This is a genomic window from Leptospira sarikeiensis, from assembly GCF_004769615.1.
In the GTDB taxonomy this organism is placed as follows: Bacteria; Spirochaetota; Leptospiria; order Leptospirales; family Leptospiraceae; genus Leptospira_B; species Leptospira_B sarikeiensis.
The window spans coordinates 96,307-119,990 of sequence record NZ_RQGF01000008.1 but is presented as its reverse complement, the minus strand read 5'-3'; the positions used below and the strand labels follow the sequence as shown (position 1 = coordinate 119,990).

The window sequence follows — 23,684 nt, the reverse complement described above, 5'->3', positions numbered from 1 at the left end:
TCTTAGAAGGAAGGGTGAGAAGTAATTTGGGAACTTTATTTACTTTTGAAGGTGAATAAGGTTTTTAAATAGGAGTGAAATTAGCTCATTCAGCGGATTTTTTAAGAAGGATAGCTTTTATACCTGCACGAATTTCTCCAATTCTTCTAAGGAAATTGGTCTACTGAATAGAAATCCCTGCGCCTCGTCACACCCTAGGTCCTTAATTTTCTGCAATTGTCCCTCTGTTTCTACACCCTCTGCAGTGATCCTAAGCCCCAAACTTTTACCTAAAGCCACGATTGTTTTGGAAATCGCGAGAGAATTCGGATCCGTGAGTATCTTTCTTACAAAGGATTGGTCTACTTTTAAGGTTTTTAACGGGATTTTACTTAGGTAGGAAAGGCTGGAATATCCAGTCCCGAAATCGTCCAAAGCAAGGGAAATTCCCCAGGAATGTAGCTCTCCTAAAATCTCAAGAGCTGATTGCATATTAGTAATTAAGCTGGATTCGGTGATCTCAAGCTCTAGATCCTCTACGCTCAGCTGGTTTTTCTCAATCACTTGTAGGATCTTTTTAGAAATATTAGGATCTTCTAATTGTTTTGCGGATAGATTCACCGAGATCCTTATAGGTGGATTTCCTTTCTTTTTCCATGCGCCTAGATCTTCCATTGCCTTGGAAAATACCCATTCTCCCATTTCTGCAATGAATCCGCTTTCTTCGGCTATAGGTACAAAAATTGTAGGGGAGATGATCCCGTATTCCGGATGATTCCATCTTAATAATGCTTCTGCGGAGATCTTTTTGCCGCTTTGAACTTCGATCCTCGGTTGGTATTGTAGGAATAATTGTTTTTTACTGATCGCTAGTTTCAGATCTTTTTCTAAAAGGTATTTTTCCTTCATCCTTTCTTTCCATTCGGAGGAATAGGTTTGGATCTTAGAGTTTCCGGAAAGTTTTGCTTGGCTTAAAGCCGTTTCTGATTTCCATAAAAGTTGATCAGAAGATTTTCCATCATAAGGAAAGACCGAAATGCCAATCTGTATTTCAGAAGAGATTTGTTGGTCTATTACTGTGAGTGGAGATGAGATAGTTTTCTGGATCTTCTCCGCCCAGTGTTCCGAATCGAATTCCAATACTTGGGAAGAAGATGAGAGAGGAAAAAAAGATAACTCTCCATCGCCGGTCCTTGCGAGTACAGTCTCCGGACCGAGTATGTTTTCCAATTTTTGGACTAAGGCTCTTACATAAAGATCTCCCATATGGATCCCGAAATTGGAACGGATCTGCTTTAAATGAGTCGCTTCCAAAGAAAAGATCGGAAAACTCAAAGTTTCTTCCTTAATAGAAAGCTCATGCAATGTGAAATTTAATTTTTCTAAGAATAGATCTCGATTCGGTAAACCGGATAAACCGTCATAGTTCGCCATATAATGAATAAGCTCATCCAACTTGCGAACAGTGGTAACAGTATCCGCCATCAAGGAGCCTGCCTCATCATCGAAGCTCACGGGTAAATTTGGGATTTCCCGTTCGGTTAAGTATCTGTTTAAAGATTTGGATGTAAGCACCACGGGCGCTAAAAGTTTATGTAACGCAAGAAGTGTCGCAAATGTCCCGATCAAGGTTGCGACCAACGCAATCCCTAGAATTTTTAAAGCGGTTTGAAGATCTTGTGCGGTAGAAATTACGAAAAATAAAAGTAACGTGATCAAGGGGACGTGAGTTCCCAAGAAGGCGACCAGCATAATTTTACTGGAATAAGTTTTAAGAAGTCGGATACGACTTAAGTAAGAATAAAAATTTAATCCGTTAAGACTCATCAAAACCTCTTTGTTTATTGAATGGGAACGTTATACGTTTTCGCGTTTGGATGGAGCTTTTCGTCTTGAGCAGAAATAATTTTTCTTCTTATTTACCATGCTTTTGAAGAAGGTTCCGTAAACAAGGACAAAAAACGGACACGTTAGTTCCAAAGGTATAGTTGATAATTTATTTCGTAAGATAATTGCTGATCGTTCTACTTATTAGATGAAGTTTTATCGTTTGAAATTATGTATTGAGTAAAAGTTTTAACGTGGCCTTCGGAAATAAGGAAGTTAACTTCTTTGGCTTTCCGATTATAGTTCGATAATCACCAAAAATCGGAAATTTTGTCATTTGTTGGGTTTGCGAATTTTCAACCTCCTGCACGGGAAAAACGAAAAGAAAGCCTTCTGAAATAAAGATTTGGGACATTTTAAAACAATTGTTATAAAAAATATCAGTTTTAGGATTTTTTTCTTGCTTCAAACCCGACTTCTGATATAATACCAAACGTTCGAAATAAATTAGAGACCATCGATTTCGATATAAATCGAAATAGGAGAGAGTGAAATGAGCGTTGGGAAGAGATTATCCTTTTTGATCGCATACCTGATCCCATGCCTTGCAGTGGCTGGGTATTATCTGGGAGGCGGTTATAATTTTCTAACTTTGGCGGTAGTGTTCGGAGCACTTCCTGTTTTGGATCTTTGGATCGGGCCAGATGCAAGTAATCCGAAAGAAGAGGAAGTTCCACAGCTTCAACAGGAATTCTATTTTAGATTTTTGACCTATATTTGGGCGTGGATCCAATTTGCTTTAGTGATCTGGTCCCTTTGGGAAATCCAAAATCACTCTCTTTCAGCGTTAGAATGGGGAGCATTCGTTTTGGCAATCGGTGTGAACACCGGCGGGATCGGGATCACGGTTGCTCATGAACTAGGGCATAAGAATACGAAGATAGAACAATGGTATTCTAAATTCATTTTGATGACTGTTTGTTATATGCATTTCTTCATCGAGCATAACCGCGGACACCATGTGAATGTTTCTACTCATGAAGATCCTGCCTCCAGTAGAAAAGGAGAATCCTTCTTTGCTTTTTATCCAAGAACGGTTTTTGGAAGTTTGACCAGTGCTTGGAATTTGGAGAAAAAAAGATTAGGGAAAATCGGTAAATCCGTTTGGACCTTAGATAATGAGATGATCACTTCAATCATCGTTCCGATCCTGTTTATCTCTTCGGTTACCGGGATTTTCTACGTGATCACTGGGAATTTAAATTGGCAAGTTCCTGTATTCTTCTTCGTTCAAAGTTGGATCGCATTCAGTTTGCTTGAACTTGTGAACTATATAGAACATTACGGTTTAGCACGTAAGGAAGTATCTCCGGGAAAATTCGAAAAGGTCCTACCGATCCATTCTTGGAACCAAAACTTTAGCCTATCTAATGCGTTCTTGTTCCAGCTTCAAAGACATTCCGATCATCATGCGAATGCAGGTAGAAGATATCAATCTCTCCGTCATTTCGAGGAAAGTCCTCAATTACCTTATGGATACGAGTTGATGATACTATTGGCACTATTTCCTCCATTATGGTTCAAGGTAATGGACAAAAAATTGGAGGAATGGAAGTCAGAGCATGGCGAATCTTCCTCAAATTCCAAAATTAAAAAGGAACCTGTAACGGCTTAATCCAGTCTTATATATAGATCTTTTTGGTAAAGAGCTTGAGAGGCTGCCCTCCAAGCTCTTCTTTTTATTAACTCTTATATTTTTCCAAAACTTTCAGAGTCCTTTCTATATCGTCCCTTTGTTGTTGGAGATCCTTCTTTAGTAGTTCAGGTAACTTTTTGTTTTTGTCTAAAAAGTCCTGAGTTCTCTTTAATAAGTTCCTATCCGGTTCGAAAGAAGGGAACATCAAATGTCCGAATGCTGAAGCAAAATGAGGATCTCTAGTTTCATAGACCGAAATGACCGAATAGAAGAAAAGATCCGAAAAGGAAATTAAGATCTGTTTCTGATGATTCCATTGGAATCCTCTCATTCCGTATCTGAGGAAGTCAGTAGAATCTCCTTCTTTTGGTTTAAGAAAACGATCCCAATATTCCCTCTTCGAATTTTGATCCGGGAAGGAAACTTTCGCTAAGAAAGCTTTTTTCGCGCCTAGGTCTGTGTTGTCTTTTGTTAGTTCCGCTTCTATCCTTTTGGATGCTTCCGGATCTCCATAAGCACTCAGTCTAGAAAGGATCACCCATCTTCTTTCTTGGTCCATCGCGATCCCGGGGATACTTTTTTTCTGGTCCAATAATTCTTTTAGGTAAGAAAGTTGTTCGGAAGATTTAGAAGTATTTTCTAATATTCTAAACCATAAGATCTGTTCTTGTTCCGGGTTTTCGGCGAGTAGGGATCTCTCTTTTGCGATCTTGTTAAGTTTATCCGACCAAGTTTTCTTTTCGGTTTCCGGAATATAATTATCGATCACGGTCAATGCCTTGGTGAGGATATGACTGTTCCTAACGGAAAGATCCGGCTCTTTCAGGCCTTGGTCCAAAGAAAGTTCCAGAAATTCTTTAGGTGAAAGTTCTGCATCCCTTACCATTTGCCATAAACTTCCCCATACAACCCTTCTAGAAAATCTGTCCTTGAGTGTATGAAGACTTCTTTTTAGGATCGGGAGGGAGTCTTTGCTAAGATACGTTTTTGCGTATGCGTAATCTTCCGTATTTAAAAGTAAAAGGTCCGCTTCTTCCGTATAATTTTCTTCTAATAGGGTTTCTTTTCCTTTAACGAGTACTCTTTTTTTCCAAACTTCTTCTAAGATCCCGTTCTTTTCTCTGAATAATGTGGATTGAAGAGCATGTGTTCTGAGTAACCCGTTATTTGCGGAAGGCCCTTGTGAAAGGAATAATCTTCCGTTTTGTCGGATCGGGCTAAGAGTGTTTACTCCGGTAGTCTCGAGCCATTCTTTACTCCAGCCTCGGATATCTATCCCGCTTGTTTCGGACATACAGGATAGAAAATCGTTTAGAACTGTATTCTTCTCCGCATATCTTTTGAAATATAAACGCATCGCGTCTCTGAACTTTTCCTCGCCTACATAATACATGAGCTGGCGAAGAACGGATGCTCCTTTGGAATAAGAGATCCCGTCGAAATTACTGATAGCTTCTAATGTATTCTCAGCTTTCCCTGCGATCGGATGTGTAGTGGATAATTGGTCTTCTCTATAGGCCCATTCTTCTCTTACGTAAAAATGTTCTAATGCGTCGGGGAAAATTTTTCCTTTAGACATGGAGTAGTAGGAGAGGTAGTCCGCGAAACTTTCGTTTAGCCAGAGATCATTCCACCATTTCATAGTGACCAAGTTTCCGAACCACATATGGACCATTTCGTGGTACACTGTGTTTGCGCGGTTCAGATATTCGGAATAGATTCTAGGTCCGCGGAAGATATAACTTTCGGAGAATGTCACAGCGCCCACGTTTTCCATCGCTCCCATATTGAATTCGGGAACAAAAATCTGGTCGTATTTGCCGTAAGGATAAGGAACTCCGAAATATTCCTGCAAGAAACCGAATGCTTCTTTGGTGATCGCAAATAAATTCTCCGCATCCATATATTTAGCTAAGGACTTTCTGCAGAAAATCCTTAGAGGAATGTTTCCCGCTTTATCTTCCCATACCGCATAAGGACCGACGATCAGGGAAAATAGATAAGTTGAGAATTTTTTGGTTTTATTGAACCTTATGTTTTTATAATTTCCCTGGGTCTCTTCCGATAAGGGGACAGTGTTATGGATATAGGTCCATTCGGAAGGGCCGGTGATCTCCAGTTCATAGGTGGCTTTCAAGTCCGGCTGGTCGAAAGAAGGGAAAAGTCGATGGGCTTCGAAAGGTTCGAAGTCCGTATGCATATATTCTGCCTTATCCGAAGGATCCGTAAATTTGTGAAAACCTGATCCGCTATGATCGAATACGTTTTTGTATTTGATCCTGAGTTCGTTTTTTCCGTCCGTTAATAATTCCCCGGATAAAAATAATGCGGATTCTTTCTTTTCGAAATTCGTTTCTTCTTTTCCGTTGAGCCAAAGGATCTCTATCTTTTTAGATACAAAATCCACTTTGAGTTTTCCTTTTTTACCGCCGGAATAAAGGAAACGGACTGTTGTTTCTCCTTCGTATTCTTGGGAGCCTTTTTCCAGTTTGAGTTTTAGGGAATACTCTACTTCGGAGATCTGTCCTGAACGAAGCATTGCTTCTTGTTGTGTGAGAATATTGTCCATGTTGTTTCTGTTTTCGGAAACGGATAGGTCGTAGAAATTGATCGCCCTAATTCTTCCGCATCGCTCCTTCTGAAATGATAATAGGATAAAAACTTAATATAGTAGGAAACTTTCTTTGTAAAACCGATCCGAAGATCCGGATCTTCCCGGCAAATGTTGGAACTCCTACAATATAAGGAATCAGCCCCCGCCCCTTCGCAAGCGATCCGTAGAGAGCGAGAAGGCGACCGCTAAAGCGAGTCGATGACCGTAAGGTCAAACGAGTCGGTCCTCCGAATTGAAATGCTCTGCCTTCATCGCACATATTTTTTACAACCACTTTTAGCGAAGATCTTCTTTGTAGGAATTCCTACAAAGCTCTTACAGGAGTTTGTCTTCGAAATTTCATCTCGAAAAAAATTTATCCTAAGAGAGTCTCCCATTTCTGATTTTAGACCGTGATATCTTTTAGATCCATTTTTCTGAGACGAGGTGCGACTGCAGTAACGATCCCCACTGTGATCAGCGTAAGTGTTCCGCCGATAACTACGGATGGAACGAGACCGAACGCCTTCGCGGTTGCTCCGGATTCGAAGGCTCCTAATTCGTTGGAGGAGCCGATGAATATATTATTCACTGCCGAAACTCTTCCTCTCATATGTTCCGGAGTATACATTTGAACGATCGTATGACGAATGACCACGCTTACCATATCGAATGAACCGCTTACGATCAATGCGGCGCAGGAAAGATAGAAATTCCTTGAAAGTGCGAATATGATCATACAGATCCCGAAGCCGAATACACTGCTAAGCAGTATGATCCCTGAATTTGTTCTAGGTGGGCGAACCGCGATGTATAATGCGCAAAGCACGGCACCTATCGCAGGAGCGGATCTTAAAATTCCGTAATATTCCGGCCCCATTCCTAAAACTTCTCTGGAGAATGTTGGAATAAGTGCAACTGCTCCTCCGAATAATACTGCGAATAGATCCAAGGTGATCGCGCCTAAGATCAACTGATGACTAAATACGAATTTCCAACCGGTTCCTAAACTTTTCCAAATGGACTCCTTCTCTCCTTGTTTTTCTGGAACAGGTTTGGAAGGGACTAATAGAAGAAGAAATAAAGAGAGAACCATAATGCAGAAGTCTGCAAGATAAGCAGTTTGTACCCCGTTAAATCCGGTGAGTAATCCTCCAAGCATTGGACCTAAAACTGCAGAACCCTGCCAAGCAACTCCGCTCCAAGTAGCCGCATTTGGAAAAATTTCCTTAGAGACTAATTGTGTTTGGAAGGCGGCAATACTTGGAGATAAAAATCCTCTGCAGATCCCGGAGAAAAAGATCACTGAATAGATTGGATATACCCAATAATCTCTGATTACCCATTCAAAAGCAGGAAGAGTAAAGAGTAGAAGTAAAAACGAGCTAACCGTTAATCCGCTTAAGGAAAGAAAGATGATCTTTTTTCTAGGAAAGCTATCTACAACCAGTCCAGAAAAGAAGGAGACTGCTACGTTCGGAACAAGTTCGGCAAATCCGATAAGTCCCACAAAGAGCGCGTCGTGAGTGATATGGTCTATTTGCCAAAATACAACCGTGGATTGCATTACGAAAGAAAGTGTGACCAAAAATTTTCCAGCCAAGAAGTTCCTGAACTCCGGAACTTGCAGGGAGACGAATGGATTTGTGTTTAAGGATTTTGTCATGAGGTTCTAGTTCTACTTCTCTTATTTAGTTCCGTGTTTCAAAAAGAATAATCCGAATGCAGCGACAACCATCGCGTGGTGAAGGATATTTTTTTCTAAAAGTTCCGGAATTTTATTTAAAGGATATTGATACACTTCGATTTGTTCGCTTTCATCTAGATCCTGTCCGTTTGGATGAGGATAGACGTCTCTTGCAATATATGTATGACACCAATTGTCCATGAAGGCAGGGTTTGCGGAAACTTTTCCTAAATATTCCCAATCATCCGAAACAAGACCTGTCTCTTCTCTTAGTTCAGCCTGTGCGGATTCTAAGATCGTATTTTTTTCTGCGATCCCTCCTGGGATTTCCAAACAATAAGAATGTTTTCCATGCCTGTATTGATCGATCAGGATCACTTGTTTGTCGGAGGTAAGTGCGATTACATTCACCCAATCCTTGGATTCTACCCTGAAAAAATTTCCGGAGATCGTTTTATCGGGAGAAGTTTTCGGAACGGAAACCAACTCGAAGATCGGGGTTTTGTAGGCAGAAGTTTTTTGCCCTTCTTCCCAGAGATTTACATTCGGATGATAATTTTCTGGGTGGAAATCCTTCATATTCCGCACTTTCTTCCAGTGTTTTGAAATCCTTTCAGATTCGCAAACCTTTGCCTGTACGCGGTTGACAAGAAGAGAAAAACCAGGATTATGTCGCTTGAACCTCGGATCCAAAAATGGAATTTTTCGGACCCAGGTCCTATTATTGCCCTAATAAAATCGGATGAAAGAAGATACAAATCATAGTTCCGACCTGTTCTCCCATATGGAAATTCCGGAGAAAAAGCAGGATAACTCCGCCCAGGATCTCCCATTTCTTAGTTTTTCGGAGGCGATCGCCGCAGAGCCGGAGCCTCAAAATATGGAAGGAACTCCCTCGATTTCTTCTCCGGAGGAAGTGGAAGAAGGATCGTATAGTTCTTCTTTTTATGAGGATGATGATCTCACGGAAGAAGTTTCGGCCCCGGATCTTTCTTTTTCCACAATCTCTTCTGCGTCGGATCTAGAACCTTCACCGGATATGGAAGGAACTCCCTCCCAGGAAATAATTTCAGAGGAGTCTTTTACGGAAGAAGAGGAAGTTTTCTCTGTTCCAGCCAACTTCGTCGACTCAGGATCTGCAGAACAAGTGCAAGAATCGGCAGGAGTTCCTTCCATTTCAGAAGAGTTAGATTCCTCTGCGGAAGTCTCGGAAGAGAATACTCATTCCGGATCCACGGAAAACTCTTCGAAAGAAAAAACTCCTTCTAAAAAAAGAAAAGAGGATACCAGTTCTAAGGAATCCAGGGCAGCAATTTTTCAAAGTTTATCTCCGGAGCAGGCGAGGGCAGTGCAAACAGTCCAAGGTCCCCTGCTTATTTTTGCTGGAGCTGGTTCCGGAAAGACAAGAGTAATCTCGAATCGAATCGCTCATATGATCCAAGATCATCATATCCCTGCCGGAAAGATAGTAGCACTTTCATTCACAAACAAAAGTGCGAAAGAAATGGGGGAGAGAGTTCGTAAACTTATCCCACGAAATCTATTAAAAGGGATCGCGCTTTCTACATTCCATTCCTTGGGTTTGGGAATATTAAAAAAACATATTGAAAAACTCGGATACAAACAGCCTTTCCTTCTTCTGAACCAAGCGGATCAAGAAGGTCTTGTGACCGGAATGCTTGTTGCCCAGAAGCTCGAGCCAAAACGTCCCCAGATCATGGAAGTCCTTTCTAAAATCTCCCGTATCAAAAACTCCGGAGAAGATTATTTAGCCGATATGAGAACCTCCATGAATGAAGGAGACCTTCTCGCTGCGTCATTATTCCAACAATACCAGGATACACTCAAAGAGCAGAATTCGATCGATTTCGACGATTTGATCCTTCTTCCTTCCAAACTTCTAAATCAATTTGAAGAAGTTCGGGATGAATATCATAAGAAATATCAATACTTCATGGTGGACGAGTTCCAAGATACGAATCCGATCCAATACGTTTTCTTAAGAGCTCTCATGGGAGAATCCGATAACCTATGTGTGGTCGGTGACGACGATCAATCTATCTATGCATTCCGGGGATCGGATGTAAGTTTGATCCTAGGCTTTGAAAATGATTTTAAAGGCGCGAATGTGATCCGCCTTTTGGAAAATTATAGGTCCACAGACATCATAGTATCCGCAGCGAATTCTCTCATCCGTCATAATCTTTCCAGAAGATCCAAAGAACTTTTTTCAAAAGTCCCAGGCGCTCTCAAAGTAAAATATGTGGAGAGGGCAGACGAGAAAGACGAAGCTGAATGGGTTGCCGACAAGATCAGAGAAGAGATCATCAAAGAGGCAAGAAAGGGAAGCCAGATTGCGATCTTATTCCGCACGAATTTTCAGTCCAGACCTTTCGAAGAAGCGTTCAGAGCTAGGGAAATGCCTTATAAAGTTGTGGGTGGATATAATTTCTTCGACCGTAAAGAAGTCAGGGACCTGATCTCTTATATCCGCCTGATCGCAAATCAAAAGGACGACGCATCTTTATTAAGAATTATTAATTATCCAAAACGAGGGATCGGTGCCGGTTCAATTTCCCTAGTCCATGAAAAAGCCGCTCAGAATAAAGAATCATTATATGAGACATTATTCAGGGTCTGTGAATCTCCTGATTTTATTCCTGATCTAAACCGTAAAATTTCTTCCGAGGTCTATAACTTCGTAAACTTGATCGAGAAAGCCAAAAAGAAATTCTCTTCTGCGCCTAGACTATTCTTCGCATTGAGAGAGTTAATCGCAGATCTGGGTTTGGAAAAAGAAATTATCTTAGAGGAAAAAGAAGAGAAGGTCGCAAAGGCACGTATTTACAATATGTCAGAGCTTGTAAATATGCTCGCGTTCTTCGAGGAGAATAACGACTCGGGGGAGAAGCCAACCTTATTCGACTTTATCAACCGTTTGGCGATGCTGATGGAAGACGAGCCGAATGATGAAAAGGAAGATAACAGAATACAGTTACTCACCATTCACCAATCCAAAGGATTGGAATTCGAGTCTGTTTATGTCGTAGGACTCGAAGAGGGGATCTTGCCATCAGGAAGAGCCACTGTAGAAGACCAATCTGTGGACGAAGAGCGCCGTTTGATGTATGTAGCGATGACTCGTGCTAAGCGGCATTTATGCTTGACAGGGGCCGCTAATCGCCGCAAATTTGGGGAGCAATTGGCCTCCGAGCCGTCTCGTTTCCTAAAAGAGATAGATCCGGAGACCTTAGACTGGCTTTCTAACGAGGAAACCAGGAAGCAGGAGACTGATGATTTCCTGCAAGAACTCGAAAAATTGAAAATCGGATGAGAAAATGAGTAAATATCTGACAATACTAGTGATCGGAACTCAATTCCTCCTCGCCTGCGCAAGTACACAAAAAGAAGGGGCGGTTTCTGCCAATTTGGAGACCCAAGTTCGAGCGGAAATCAAGGGAATCGACCAACAATTAAGTGACATCAGCCCTGATGACAAAAGACGTTCTGAACTACTTCTCCAAAAATCCAAACTTTTCCTAAAAATCGAATCTTTCAAAGAGGCTTCTCTTGTATTAAGAGAACTCCAAAATTCGAAGGAAGGCCGTAATCTTCAACATTTGGACCATTATTTAGGTTCAGCATACTTGGGGATCAACGACTATGATAATGCTATCGTTCATTTCCGTAAATCGGACAATGTGGACCGTGATTTTGAGTCTGTTACTCGCAAAAAAATGTGGGCAAAAGCATATTTCGAAGACGAGAAATACGGCCAAGCTCTTGGGATCTTAGGTCGAGCTTCCAGAGAGAAAAATTTCGAGAAAGATCTTTTCTACTATGAAACAGTAGTAGTCAGCTTCTACAGAATTAAGGAATACAAAAGATGTCAGTTGGTTCTGGAAGAGGGATTACAGAAGTTTCCGGAAAGTCTAGTCCTGAAGGAAACCTCGGAGAAAGTCAACCAAGTTCTCCAACGGTAATCTATTACTCTTTTTTAGTCCCGAAAAACCCGTTTATCAAAAAGGACAGATTTACATTCCAGTTATCTGTCCCTGCTAAACTCTATCGTTTCGTCTCTTCTACATTTCTAAAAATCCAATCGATTACCGAAAGACCTTCTTTCCGGAAAATTTCGATCTCCTTAATCATAGTTTTCATCTTACTCGCGGCTGCAAAAGAAACCGCTGAATGGTATTTTGTTCGAAGAGTATTGGATTTAAGAGGAGTGAAGGAACTCACTCGAGGATTCATCAATGAAGAATTGGATCGTGCTGTAACATTAGGAGTTGTAGAATACGAATTTCCGAATCATGTTTTTATAGAAGATCTCAAAATTTCAAACGATGAGGACTTCGCTTCTCAAAGAATGATCTTCAAGGCGAATAAGATCGAACTTTTACTAAGAGGTCTTTGGAAGGGACAACCTTCTGTTCGAGCGATCCGAGTTCGTAACGCGCAATTAAGTATAGATCTAGAAGATAAAATATCCAGCGAGATACTATCGTATATCCACAAGATCAATATTCCGGAAATCAGATTAGAAGATACGAATGTGACAGTCTATAAGGGCGGGAAGATTCTTTTAGAGAATGTGAAGGGAATAGATCTTACTATCCGAAAGGAAGAAAGTAAGATCAACGTTCAGATCTCGGACTCGTTATTTCCGATCCCCGGTTTTAGATATATGAAGGGAATGTTTACCACAGATATCGGAAGTAAAAATATGCGTCTTGATATTCTGTTTAAAAATATTAAGGCAGGATCTTCCGGTGGATTATATTCTGAATTTACTCAATTCTATCCTAAGAGTGGAAAAATTTCAGGTCAGGCGGTTTTAGAGTCTGACGGTATCAATCTGAAGATCCAGGGAAAAACAGAATTTTCTAATATAGATGGGATTGTTCTACAAGAACTTCCTCTTCAGACTGATATTTGGGAATGGAAGGATGTGAATTTAGACCATGAATGGTCCAGATCGCAGCAAGGAAATTCCTACACAGAAGAACATAAGGTTTTTTCCGGAGAAGACCGTCTTACTCTATCCAAATCCAAGAATGAAAAAGGGTTAAAATCCTGGGATCTAAGTTTAACTGTCCAGGACCTAGACGATGTCCGTAATTTTCTGCCTGTCTCTTCCGATCTAGAAGTTTTTGGAGGAGGTTTGGATCTTCATTGGAAAGGAAATGAAACGGGAAGTTACGGCGATTGGATGAAATCAGAAGCAAAACTTTCTCTTCAAAATTTCAAATGGAAGGATCCTCATCTGGATCTAGAGATCAAAAATGCAGACTTAGGCTGGAATACTTCCGGAGTTTTAGACGCGAAGTTCAGCGGGAAACAATTCGGTTTACCTTGGTTCGCTAGTTTGAAAGGAAAAACGGGATATAGAAAAGGTGTCAAAGGAGACGGGACCGCTTACTTTCCATTGCAGGGCGAATACAATTTAGAACTGGAAACAGAATCCATAGTTCTCTCTAATTTTTTACCATTGTATAGAACGGTTCGTCAATGGATCAGAGAAGATATCCATACTAGAATGGAGAAATTGATCCCGGAAATTAATTTCACTAGAACTCCTATCTATAAATACTTTCTGGAATTCCCAAGTGGAACGATCAAACTCATTTCCAAAGAAGTGAAATGGGATTCAGGGCTTCCGAGCATGGGAAAACTGGATACTTCTCTAAAATTTACCGCTTCTCAATCTAGACTGGATGCAAGTCTGAACGGAACCGGGACTGCTAAACTAAATTCTTATTTTACTTACGGCACTGATAACCCTTATTTCGGGATCGATTTTGAAACGATCAATCTACCTTGGGGAGTTCCTAGTTTTACTTTCTGTGGAGGGGACTTGATCCCTGAAACCTTGGATTCCGACGGAAATATCCGGTTCAACGGGAATAACTTCTTAGACATTCATGATAGAATGTACATTACGATCGATAAGGTAAAACTTTCCAATACGATCTGGAAAGGAAAGGGGGAATTTCCGGTTCCAGTTCCCCCAAAATTTGAGATGGGTTTCGACTATTGGAATCCAGGAAGCCCTCCTAAGAGGAATGTATATTGGAAGGGTGGAAATTTGAGCGCTACTGCTAACTCTTATATAGATTCTGATTCCGTAAAATACTTCGTAACCGGAAATACTTACTCTATCTCAAGCGAATCCAATTCTGCCGTTCCGATCTCAGCATTTGCATTCAAGATCAAAGAGAATAGTGCAGGCTGTATAAAAGAATAATTTTTAAACGGAAGGCGTCGGTTTTTCTTTTAAAAAATGAATAATGGCCCTTGCGGCGTTTTTGGAGCTATGCTCTTCTCCCAAAGATTCTTTTACTGATTTAATCTCTTCTAACATCTGGTTTCTATATTTTTTATTCTTTAGGATAGCCATTGTTTCTCGAACAGTTTCTTCGGGTGTACATTCCGCTTGGATGAGTTCTTTTACTGTCTCTCTTCCGCTTAAAATATTCACGAGCCCGATAAAAGGCGTGCGGATGAGAAGTGCGGAGATAAAATAACTGAGTAAACTTACCTTATATAAGATCACCATCGGCTTTTCGAAATAGACAACTTCTAATGTCGCGGTCCCGGATGTGACTAGTACCAGATCCGAAATTTCTATAGATCTCAAAGATCGATCAAATAAATATTCTATTCGGATGCCTGGACTTAGGATTTCAGTTTCCTGGATCTTGGTTTGGATAAACTCTTCTTCTTTTAGATTAATATTCGGAATTAGAAAACGTACATGTTTTTTATCAGCTTCTGCCTCAGCGTGGATTAAAGAAGCGGATTGAAGAAGTGTATCTAACATCCTATGGATCTCACCCGAACGAGAGCCAGGCATTAGAGTGATCGTCTGTATATTTCCTAGTTTTTCATCTTGTGGAATGATCGCTTCCTTACGGATCTTCTCTCTAATCCTTTGCGCGATAGGATGTCCTACAAAAACGGAACGAACTCCATAATCGTCATAGATCTTCTTTTCAAAAGGAAATAATACGAGCATAAGATCCACACATTCTTTGATCTTATGGATCCTTCCAAAATTCCATGCCCATAATTGAGGGGAAACATAGAAGATAACTTTAATTCCGAGTTCTTTTAATCTTACTGCTAATCTTAAGTTAAAGCCTGGATAATCCACTAAGATCGCGTGGGTGCAAGAACGAGCAATCGCTTCCTCTACTAGTCGATCCATAAGTGCTTTCAGGAATTTATATTTGAATAATACCGCTGTGAAACCGATGACTGAAAGTTCTTCCATATCTTCTATGGATTCGAAACCTTCTTCCAACATTCTTGGTCCGCCGATCCCGAAAAATTGATACTCCGGATCATGCCTTTTTAGTTCTTTTAATACTTCTGCGCCTAGTAGGTCGCCGGAATGTTCTCCGGCCAATACCATAAATACGGGAGAGGAAGAGACGGAATTGATATCCGCTCTGATCTTGTCCCCGGCTTTCTTAGGCTTTAGGGAGCTTTTTTTGGGAAGAGTTAATTTTCGAGACGTTGCCACGGCCGATGCTCAGGATATGGATTTTCAATTTTTCTGCAAGGTTAATAAATTCGGTAGGATTAACTACGATCGTTTCTCCTTCCCTTAGGGCGAGGGTATCGCAGTTATTCTCGCTCATTACTTTTAAGGTTTCGACCCCGACTGTAGGAAGATCGAATCTAGGATCTTGGCTGGGTTTGGAACTTTTACATACAACAGCCTTTCTTTTTTTGGCGAAACTTCCACCTCTGCGGATCGCCTGGTCTGTTCCCTCTACGGCTTCTACTGCCAATACGGATTTATCTACGACTACTACCGCTTGCCCGATATCCAGGTGAGCGATCTTTTCCGCGTATTCCATTCCGAAGGCTACATCCTCGATCTGCTTTTTGTCTAAAGATTTTTTGGTATAACGTCCTTCCGGAAGTAGTAAGGACTTCAGATAAGTTTTCTGGGAAATGATATGAATCCCTTCTTTTTCGAAATCTTCTGCGACTGTTTTGAAGATGGAATAGTCGTGTCTGTTCACCATTCTTGCAAGAAGCGCGATCGCCTTTAGATCGAAATTCAGGCTTTTAAAGATAATCTCTTTTTTAACTTTTCCTAATAGAAGAAGTCTATCTATCTTATTTGCCTTACAGGTCTTTAGGAGACCTCCGATCTTTACGATCCGGATCGGTACAACTCTCTCCGGATAATCACCTGGAGTAAAATCTGATTCAGCAATAGAAAGAAAGAGCGGATCTTCCCCTGCGGCGAGAGCTTCTCTCATTCCTATCTGGGGAAGATTTCCTCCTCCCGCGAGTATTCCTAAACGTCCCAAACTTAGTTGGAAGAAGAGCCGGAGGATCCGGTGGATGATTCAGAACTTTTAGAAGAAGATGATTTATTATCCGTAACGTAGAAACCGGAACCTTTGAATATGATCCCGCCTACGTTGGAGATCAATCTATCCACTTCTCCGGTCTTTCCACATAGAAGACAGGTTGTGATAGGGTCGTCCTTCATGGATTGAAAATGTTCAAAAGTTTGTCCGCAAGCCTTGCATCTGTAATCGTAAGTAGGCACTGATTTCCCTCGCTTGATCCAATGATCAAAATAAAAACTTAAATTGGAACGCTGCTGCATTAGAATCGGATTTTTTATCCGCTTGTAATAGGCAGAGTTTGAAAAGAACTCCTTCCGTAGAACCGAGTTCTTCCTCTGGAGAGATACCTTGTAATACTGTTTTCTCTCCTACTAATAGAGACGCCGAAGTCGCCCCGTTTGCCGAAAAAATTCCGAGCTGGAATCTGTTCTTTCCGGACGCATTTCCAAGTATATACTTGTTCCTATTGATGGAAATACTCTCTCTGTCAAGGTCGATTTGATATGCTGATTTCCACTCTCCCGGTCTTCCAGAGTATAGTTTAAAGATCGGGACCGGTTCTTCTCCGCTTAAACTTGCTGTTAAAAATTCTAAAGATCTAAAAGGTTCCTCTACGATCCTGCATATCTCTTTGTATTTTCCTGTCTTAGCTTTGTACAATACGATCCCGTAATCACCGTCTAAGGCTAATTTTTCCGTAGGAACATATTCCCCGTGAAATCCGGGCGGGATCTTGTCCTCCGTCCAAAATGCAAAGTCCCAGGCTTGGCTTTTTTCGGATTGGGAAAATTCAACAAACATCTCTTCCGCTTTTGTAACCGGATACGGATCTTCTTCTAAGAAATGGGAGAAGATCCAACCTGAGATCTGCAATTCAGGAATATAAACTTGGACCCAATTTCCTTTTCTTCCTTGGACGGTCTCAGATCTAGGATCCTTGTCTATCGCATAGAGTAGAATCCCTTTCTTTAAACGAGTTTTACCCGGGTTCTCAGTCCCTGGGCCTGTTCTTAGATTGGTGTTTTCTCCGGTGTTTTTGAATCTGGAACCTAATAGATTAGAGTCTTCTCTTACGGAAAGAAAACCTAAAAGTTCGGAGACCTTATTTTGGTCTCCGTCACTCAGTTTAGTTTCTCTTCTGAGTGCTTTTTTAAGAACGATTGAATAATTAGAAATTCCTAATGTAACTGGATTACTTCGGATCAATTCTTTCAGGTCTCGTAGGAATAATATATCGTCTTCCCATTCTCCCGCGATCTCTATTCTGGAAAGGATTGCCTTTTGCCTCCAGTATCCGCCCGGTCTTAACTGTAGAAGGAAAGGGTCCTCGAATACTGGAAATTCTCCCTTGGATTCTAAAGATTTACCGGAAGAGATCCCGTTTTCTTTTTGGAGTCTTGTGGAAATTTTTGCTCTATCTTCCGCATCCATCGAAACGAGGTCTGCATTTAATTTCAGAAGAGATTGAGAACCGTAGAAAAGATCTTCCGGGGTAGGAGAGGCGGATTTTTTAACGAGAGAAATTACCTTCTCCCATTTTTCCTTTTTATAATATTCGTAGATCGTATCGGAAGGCTTCGGCCAAAATTTGACCGTAAGCCATACAATCAGCCCGAATAAGACAATCCCGAATATGGAAAGGAAAAATCCGCGTTTCAACGAGAACTACGAAGCCTATTATTCCAAATGTGGGAGAAGTTTATCCACATCTAGATCGAATCTTTCCAGAAGCATGTTTTTCGCGATATAGTATCTCATTAGATCTATATTGAAATTCACTTTTGCTTGAGTAAGACTTAATTGATCTCTTACTAAAGTATCCAGAGCGTTTTTAACAGCCACCGCATCCGCTCTTCCTTGTTGGAAACTGCGGAGAACTCCATTATAATAGTTTTGAGTTTCTTTTTCAGTAACGATCGAATTCTTATAAATTTTATAACTAGCTTCCAAAGAATCGATCCTTCCACGCATATCGTCGCGAACTTCGTTCTTTACTTCGGTTTCTTTAAGAGTTGCCTGTCTTACTCCGATCTCGGAATCTCTATGGCCTGCCGCAACTCCCTTATCAAATAGTGGATAAGAGAAACTTACTTTTCCGTTAAAGTCTTTATAACGTGCAGACTGGACTCCGTCGGTCGCATCCGTAAAATTTTTATCAGGGCTTGTGATTGTCTGAGCTTGGGAAGATGCGGAACCTGAAAGAGTTAGGGTAGGCAATAGGTCGTTTTTTGCGTTCTTCAATAAAAGTTCTGCGATCTCTTTCTCTCTAACTGCGTTTAAGTAATCCGCTCTTTTTTTATAAGCGATCTCCAGATCCTTATTGAAATCGGGTTTTTCAGGAATTTCTTCGAGTAGATCTGTTTCTTCGGAAAGGTCCGAATCGTTCTCTAATTTTAAAGTACGAGCTAATTTTCTTTTTGCTTCGTCCTTTTGAACGGATGCAGTTTCCAATTGGCTATCTGCTTGAGCAAGTAATGCGTTCCATTGGTTGACTTCGAATCCTTCCGATAGTCCTAAACCTTGTTTACGCACTGTAAGATTTCTAATATTGCTTACGTTATCTTTTAATCTACGGAATGTTTTTAAGGACTGCAGTTTAACTGAATAGTCCCAGAAGTCCACGAGAGATCCTACGATCGCTTCGGAGATCTGAAGAGAGACTTGGCTTTTTGCCATCTCCTTTTGATTATCCAAAATTTTCTCTTGGTTTTTACCTTTATATCCAAAGGAGTTTTTTAATAGATCTTGGGAGATGGTAGCAGTGATAAATCCTGTATAAAGAGGAGGAAGAGCGAGTCCTTGGAATCCGGAAGCGAGAGGATTCGATTTATCTTCGAATGCATTCGAGTCGAATCTTCTATTCCCTGCTTCTAACTTGAAGTAAGTTCCGGTAGCTCGGATCGTTTTTTCGATACCACCTTTGATCGTATCGTCGGAGGTTTTTGTTCCGGTAAAGATATTGTTCTGGTTTAAAGGAAGAACGGTTTGTCTGAAACTTCCGTCGGCTACTAATCTCCAAGAGTATTGAGACTCTGCCTTTAAGTAGCTGGAATCGGTTTTTGCCAATTCGTATCTTAGGTTTTGGAGTTTGAAGTTGGAGTCCAAAGCCCTTTTCACGGTTTCTTCCGTAGTAAGTCTTACAACTTTTCCGGATTTATTCTCTTGTGAATAAATTCCGGATAAGCTCGTTAGGAGGATCAGGCCAGCCACTAAAAAGACGGAGAACGCCTTTTTGTTTCCTAGTTCGGTCCAAAAGTTTCCATTTTTCAGTTTCATAACCTTACCTCCGATTATTCGACTCCGGATATTAACCCAGAGCCTTCTTCATTTTTTCGCCCACTTCGGCGATGGATTGGCAAACTGAGATCCCTGCGTCTTGCATTGCAGCCATTTTGGAGGAAGCTGTTCCCATTCCCCCACTAATGATCGCACCTGCGTGACCCATTCTTTTTCCCGGAGGAGCAGTTTGGCCTGCGATAAAACCTACTACAGGTTTTTTTACATGAGCTTTGATATAAGCGGCAGCTTCTTCTTCTGAAGTTCCGCCGATCTCTCCGATCATTACGATACCTTTTGTTTCAGGATCTTCATTCAGAAGTTTGATCGCTTCCGTATGGTTCATTCCTGGAACAGGGTCTCCACCGATCCCGATCACGGTAGATTGTCCTAAACCGTGTTGAGTTAGCTGAGCAACTGATTCATAAGTTAAGGTCCCAGAACGGGAAACAATCCCTACGCTTCCTGCTTGGTGAATGAAGCCAGGCATAATTCCCATTTTTACTTTGTATTTCGGGGAGATCACACCAGGACAATTCGGTCCAACTAGTCTGGTTTTGGAATTACGAAGAGCGCTATACACTTTCAACATATCGTGTGTAGGAATTCCTTCGGTAATACAAACCACTAATGGGATCTCGTTGAAGATACCTTCTAAAATTGCGTCCGCAGCGAATGGAGGCGGAACGAAAATGATAGAAGCGTTTGCTCCTTCTTTTACGATCGCGTCCTTTAAGCTGTTAAATACAGGAACGTTTTTGCTTGCGAGTTCGACCGATTGTCCACCCTTGCCTGGAGTTACTCCTCCTACGACATTAGTTCCGTACTCGATCATTTGTGTAGCGTGGAAGGAACCTTCTTTTCCGGTAATCCCTTGAACTACTACTTTCGTATTGCTATCTACTAATACTGCCATGATATATTAAGTTAACCTTATGTGATTTATTTAATGGCTTCCGCCACTTTTTTAGCTGCGGTGCGAAGATCCTCTTCTCCGATGATGTTTAAACCGGATTCATTTAGGATTTTTTTACCTTCTTCCGCGTTGGTTCCTTTCAAACGAACTACGAGAGGAACATTAATGTTCACAGCTTTCGCAGCTTCGATGATACCAAGAGCGACTCGATCACAACGAACGATCCCGCCGAAAATATTGATGAAGATCCCTTTTACGTTCGGATCTCCTAAGATAAGTTTGAATCCGTTGGTAACAGTGGTAACGTTTGCTCCACCACCCACATCTAGGAAGTTTGCAGGTTCTGCTCCAGCAAGTTTCACGATATCCATAGTTGCCATCGCAAGACCGGCACCGTTCACCATACAGCCGATGTTTCCATCTAACTTAACATAGTTGATATTGTACTCGCTTGCTTGGACTTCTAAAGGATCTTCCTCTGAAACGTCTCTGAAAGCTGCGTTCTCAGGATGACGATATAATGCGTTTTCGTCCAGGTCCATCTTACAGTCACCGGCAACGATCTCATTCTCTTTAGTAAGGATCAAAGGGTTGATCTCTAGTAGAGATGCATCTTCTTTAATGTATGCGTTATAGATGGAAGAAAGAAGTGCTTTGAATGATTTATGGGATTCTGCTGGAAGACCAAGATCAAAAGCTAATTGAGAAGCTTGGTTTGCTTGTAATCCGATCCCTGGATCGATCGCGATCTTTAGGATTTTTTCAGGATGAGTTTCTGCAACTTCTTCGATCTCCATTCCACCTTCAGTGGAAGCCATGATGATCGTTTTACGGATCGCGCGATCCAATAGAATACTAAGATAATATTCCTTCGCGATATTGATCCCTTGCTCTAAATAAACTTTAAGGACTTTTTTTCCTTCTGCTCCCGTTTGAGGAGTTATGAGCTGCATGCCCAGGATCTTATCGATAGCGGCCAAAGAGTCTTCTTTGGTTTTAGTAACTTTAACTCCGCCGCCTTTTCCTCTACCACCTGCGTGGATTTGAGCTTTAACGACGACTACGGATGCCCCGGTTTTGGAAGTTACTTCCTCATGTGCTTTTGCACCGTCTTCTTTTTTATCAATTACTACGCCGAAAGGAACTTTGGCGTTATGGCGTCTCAGGATTTCCTTTGCCTGGTACTCGTGAATTTTCATGAATCAACCTTGTTTTTTTGGATGTGAGTTCAGTTTGGAATGCTTTTTCTAAGGATTTTACCTGGAAGAATCCTGTCCATCCCCTTTCGGTAGGAGTTCCCACAGGAGCCTGGAAATGCAGGGACAAACCTTAGTTCAACTATGAGTTTTGGCCGCCTCTTTGCGAGCAATCCATGTGATCGAGGAGATGCCAATTCATTCATTCGCAAAGACTGGGCTGCTACGGGCTCGGCTATTGCCTCGTCACTTCGTGACTAAAGCCCTTCGCATCCCTGGCGGGTTTGATTTCGTGTGCCTTTATTCTAGATAAGATTTATCTTTGTTTCGATTTCACGCAGAGCTCACAGAGAGCACGGAGATTTTCGATGCCATGAAACTTAAAATCTCTCAGTGAACTCAGTGTTCTCTGTGCGATAGTTCTTATCTGAAAATTGACCGGACATTTCTATGACAATACTTTGGAAACCGTACTAATATATTTTCCGTTATTGCATATAATTCTCCATAATATTGGATAAATGGACTGATTTTTAGGATCATTCTAACCAGAAAGGGCTAACTCGTGGTTCGCCACGTTAGGAGATATATAAATGAAGGTGATCTATATTGGGCTATTGGTAAGCCTATTTTCAGGGGCATTCGTTGCCTGCGACCCGGGAGGCTCGGATTCGAATGCTGCCTTAGCTGCTTTGGCAGGATTCGGTTCTACTATTCCGGTACGTTCCGCTTCTGATCTAACGAATGAATCTGCAGCTTCTTACGATGATAATGAATGGGGATTAGTTACCGCTAGTCGTTTAGAGAGTTGGGTATCCGATTGGCAGACAAATAAACCTGCGCATATCAAGGGTAAACTTGTGATCCTACAAAGTAGCCTCGCGAACAATTTTTCGGGGGATACGAGTGGGAGATCCTACATCAAATCAGACAATTCAAACGGGGTCTATGTGTATCATCTGGACGATTTCCAAGCCGGATTTCGTTTCAACCAGCAAAGAAACATTGGATTAATTCGCAACTCGGTTCGTTACCAAGCGGATGGTACGACTGTGGACCAATGGTTGAAGGTGTATGGGATCAATTTGAATACGGACCTAGTAGTATTCGCAGTTGGATCCGCAAATAATAACGGCACAGCTTATACGAACGGAAGTCAAACCCAAGACGTAACGAGAGGGATTTACTGGTTAAGATATTGGGGGGCAGATATCAAACATCTCGCGATCTTAAACGGAGATATCAGGACCAATTTTACAAACGCTTCCTATCTTGACGCAGCGAAGGATGTTGCTCCAAATGCAAATGGTGGTTTCAGTGTAAAACAATTGAAAGTGGATAATACAATCATCACTTTAACTCTGGAAGATATCATTAAGATCGTGAAGAATAACGGCACTGCTTCTATCAGTGGTTTGACCGGAACTCAGATTATTGTGGATGCAAGACCTACTGCTCAATACGATCAAACTGTTGGGATCACGAATACCGGAGCAAATCATATCACTACTGCTTGGAATGATTCGGGTGCTCCTGTTGCAGGTGTGAGTGGAACTCCTAAAAAGTATGTTCTTTTTGAAACTAGGATCAAAGGAGCAAAAACTTTCCCTTGGGCTTCTCTTTTGGACACTTCCGCTACAGGATATAGATTCAAAGATAAGGCGACTCTTGCCGGGATTTTTGCAAATACAGGAACTGGAGGTGCAAGTTACACTGCAGGAGCAACTATCGTTTCACAATGTAGAACGAATTTCGAAGCTCAGGTGAACGGATTTGCTTCTCAAAATATATTAGGATATCCTACTGTATTTTATGACGGTTCTTTGGTTGAGTGGACTTCTCTTGTAGCGGGGTATCCTGATGGAACAGAAGGAACAAGTTTTAATAAACTTTCTTTAACTTCTCCTTTCAGGACTGACACTTCCGATCTAAGTTATGCTCCGAGTGGAACGATTAATTATAACTCTTATGCTTCCGGAGGGACTTCTTCTCCATACGTAACTGTTGCTCAAGCGGATGTTGATCCAACTTCCAATACTACTCGTAAGGCACAATTAGAAGATAAGGCTTATAAATATTAAGATCTTTGTGTCCTTTCGTGAACTCAGTGCGAAAAAAAATCGCACAGAGGGCACAGAG

Annotated in this window: 16 protein-coding genes; 5 read left to right on the top strand and 11 right to left on the bottom strand. The window is 41.3% G+C overall.

Going from position 1 to position 23,684, the window contains the following annotated elements; genetic code table 11:
* Nucleotides 1-117 precede the first annotated feature (117 nt).
* On the bottom strand, nt 118-1,806 hold the full coding sequence (locus tag EHQ64_RS02840) for a putative bifunctional diguanylate cyclase/phosphodiesterase (RefSeq protein WP_135647989.1): 1,689 nt from the start codon (nt 1,804-1,806) through the stop codon (nt 118-120).
* A 553-nt stretch (nt 1,807-2,359) separates the two neighbouring features.
* Here EHQ64_RS02840 and EHQ64_RS02835 point away from each other — a divergent pair.
* Nucleotides 2,360-3,481, top strand: a complete 1,122-nt coding sequence (locus tag EHQ64_RS02835) for an alkane 1-monooxygenase (protein ID WP_135647988.1) — start codon at nt 2,360-2,362, stop codon at nt 3,479-3,481.
* 67 nt (nt 3,482-3,548) lie between these two features.
* Here the strand turns inward: EHQ64_RS02835 and pepN are convergent, their stop codons facing one another.
* The 3 genes from pepN to EHQ64_RS02820 all read right to left on the bottom strand — a co-directional run bounded on the left by pepN (nt 3,549) and on the right by EHQ64_RS02820 (nt 8,361).
* Nucleotides 3,549-6,071 (bottom strand): aminopeptidase N, encoded by a 2,523-nt coding sequence (gene pepN / locus EHQ64_RS02830; RefSeq protein WP_135647987.1) that lies wholly within the window; start codon nt 6,069-6,071, stop codon nt 3,549-3,551.
* Nucleotides 6,072-6,501: 430 nt separating this feature from the next.
* The gene (locus EHQ64_RS02825; RefSeq protein WP_135647986.1) at nt 6,502-7,761 is read right to left on the bottom strand and encodes an MFS transporter; all 1,260 of its coding nucleotides are present in this window, start codon (nt 7,759-7,761) and stop codon (nt 6,502-6,504) included.
* Between the two features lie 21 nt (nt 7,762-7,782).
* On the bottom strand, nt 7,783-8,361 hold the full coding sequence (locus EHQ64_RS02820; RefSeq protein WP_135647985.1) for an NUDIX hydrolase: 579 nt from the start codon (nt 8,359-8,361) through the stop codon (nt 7,783-7,785).
* A 733-nt stretch (nt 8,362-9,094) separates the two neighbouring features.
* On the opposite strand from EHQ64_RS02820, the gene EHQ64_RS02815 reads away from it, so the two are divergent.
* Genes EHQ64_RS02815 through EHQ64_RS02805 form a run of 3 tightly spaced genes read left to right on the top strand, consistent with a single transcriptional unit; the run spans nt 9,095 to nt 14,029 of the window.
* Nucleotides 9,095-11,116, top strand: a complete 2,022-nt coding sequence (locus EHQ64_RS02815; protein ID WP_167882343.1) for an ATP-dependent helicase — start codon at nt 9,095-9,097, stop codon at nt 11,114-11,116.
* Nucleotides 11,117-11,120: 4 nt separating this feature from the next.
* Nucleotides 11,121-11,765, top strand: coding sequence for a tetratricopeptide repeat protein (locus EHQ64_RS02810; RefSeq protein WP_135647983.1), 645 nt, complete (start codon nt 11,121-11,123; stop codon nt 11,763-11,765).
* Nucleotides 11,669-14,029 carry an LIC_12586 family protein gene (locus EHQ64_RS02805; protein ID WP_246048545.1) on the top strand — a complete coding sequence of 787 codons (2,361 nt, stop codon included), beginning with the start codon at nt 11,669-11,671 and terminating at the stop codon, nt 14,027-14,029. Before EHQ64_RS02810 ends, EHQ64_RS02805 begins: the two co-directional genes overlap by 97 nt.
* A 3-nt stretch (nt 14,030-14,032) precedes the next feature.
* Here the strand turns inward: EHQ64_RS02805 and lpxB are convergent, their stop codons facing one another.
* From lpxB to sucC, 7 genes are read right to left on the bottom strand one after another with little or no spacing between them, the layout of a single operon-like run.
* Complete coding sequence (gene lpxB, locus EHQ64_RS02800) at nt 14,033-15,310, bottom strand: lipid-A-disaccharide synthase (protein WP_135647982.1); 1,278 nt, start codon at nt 15,308-15,310, stop codon at nt 14,033-14,035.
* On the bottom strand, nt 15,258-16,112 hold the full coding sequence (locus EHQ64_RS02795) for an LpxI family protein (protein WP_135647981.1): 855 nt from the start codon (nt 16,110-16,112) through the stop codon (nt 15,258-15,260). The genes lpxB and EHQ64_RS02795 overlap by 53 nt, the downstream gene beginning before the upstream one ends.
* A 2-nt stretch (nt 16,113-16,114) precedes the next feature.
* Nucleotides 16,115-16,357 (bottom strand): FmdB family zinc ribbon protein, encoded by a 243-nt coding sequence (locus EHQ64_RS02790; RefSeq protein WP_135647980.1) that lies wholly within the window; start codon nt 16,355-16,357, stop codon nt 16,115-16,117.
* A 25-nt stretch (nt 16,358-16,382) separates the two neighbouring features.
* Nucleotides 16,383-17,816 (bottom strand): SH3 domain-containing protein, encoded by a 1,434-nt coding sequence (locus EHQ64_RS02785; RefSeq protein ID WP_135647979.1) that lies wholly within the window; start codon nt 17,814-17,816, stop codon nt 16,383-16,385.
* 18 nt (nt 17,817-17,834) lie between these two features.
* Nucleotides 17,835-19,433 (bottom strand): TolC family protein, encoded by a 1,599-nt coding sequence (locus EHQ64_RS02780; RefSeq protein WP_135647978.1) that lies wholly within the window; start codon nt 19,431-19,433, stop codon nt 17,835-17,837.
* 31 nt (nt 19,434-19,464) lie between these two features.
* Nucleotides 19,465-20,349 (bottom strand): succinate--CoA ligase subunit alpha, encoded by an 885-nt coding sequence (gene sucD, locus EHQ64_RS02775; RefSeq protein WP_135647977.1) that lies wholly within the window; start codon nt 20,347-20,349, stop codon nt 19,465-19,467.
* 26 nt (nt 20,350-20,375) lie between these two features.
* Nucleotides 20,376-21,548, bottom strand: a complete 1,173-nt coding sequence (sucC, locus tag EHQ64_RS02770) for an ADP-forming succinate--CoA ligase subunit beta (RefSeq protein ID WP_135647976.1) — start codon at nt 21,546-21,548, stop codon at nt 20,376-20,378.
* 590 nt (nt 21,549-22,138) lie between these two features.
* Between sucC and EHQ64_RS02760 the strand changes: the two genes are divergently transcribed.
* Nucleotides 22,139-23,626, top strand: a complete 1,488-nt coding sequence (locus EHQ64_RS02760) for a sulfurtransferase (RefSeq protein ID WP_135647975.1) — start codon at nt 22,139-22,141, stop codon at nt 23,624-23,626.
* Nucleotides 23,627-23,684 lie beyond the last annotated feature (58 nt).

Bases quoted from the DNA above. Each gene is read 5' to 3' on its own strand.
- EHQ64_RS02820 (WP_135647985.1), bottom strand. From the start codon at position 8,361: ATGAAGGATTTCCACCCAGAAAATTATCATCCGAATGTAAATCTCTGG.
- pepN (WP_135647987.1), bottom strand. From the start codon at position 6,071: ATGGACAATATTCTCACACAACAAGAAGCAATGCTTCGTTCAGGACAG.
- EHQ64_RS02805 (WP_246048545.1), top strand. From the start codon at position 11,669: ATGTCAGTTGGTTCTGGAAGAGGGATTACAGAAGTTTCCGGAAAGTCT.
- EHQ64_RS02840 (WP_135647989.1), bottom strand. From the start codon at position 1,806: ATGAGTCTTAACGGATTAAATTTTTATTCTTACTTAAGTCGTATCCGA.
- EHQ64_RS02825 (WP_135647986.1), bottom strand. From the start codon at position 7,761: ATGACAAAATCCTTAAACACAAATCCATTCGTCTCCCTGCAAGTTCCG.
- EHQ64_RS02835 (WP_135647988.1), top strand. From the start codon at position 2,360: ATGAGCGTTGGGAAGAGATTATCCTTTTTGATCGCATACCTGATCCCA.
- EHQ64_RS02760 (WP_135647975.1), top strand. From the start codon at position 22,139: ATGAAGGTGATCTATATTGGGCTATTGGTAAGCCTATTTTCAGGGGCA.
- EHQ64_RS02810 (WP_135647983.1), top strand. From the start codon at position 11,121: ATGAGTAAATATCTGACAATACTAGTGATCGGAACTCAATTCCTCCTC.
- EHQ64_RS02780 (WP_135647978.1), bottom strand. From the start codon at position 19,433: ATGAAACTGAAAAATGGAAACTTTTGGACCGAACTAGGAAACAAAAAG.
- sucD (WP_135647977.1), bottom strand. From the start codon at position 20,349: ATGGCAGTATTAGTAGATAGCAATACGAAAGTAGTAGTTCAAGGGATT.
- sucC (WP_135647976.1), bottom strand. From the start codon at position 21,548: ATGAAAATTCACGAGTACCAGGCAAAGGAAATCCTGAGACGCCATAAC.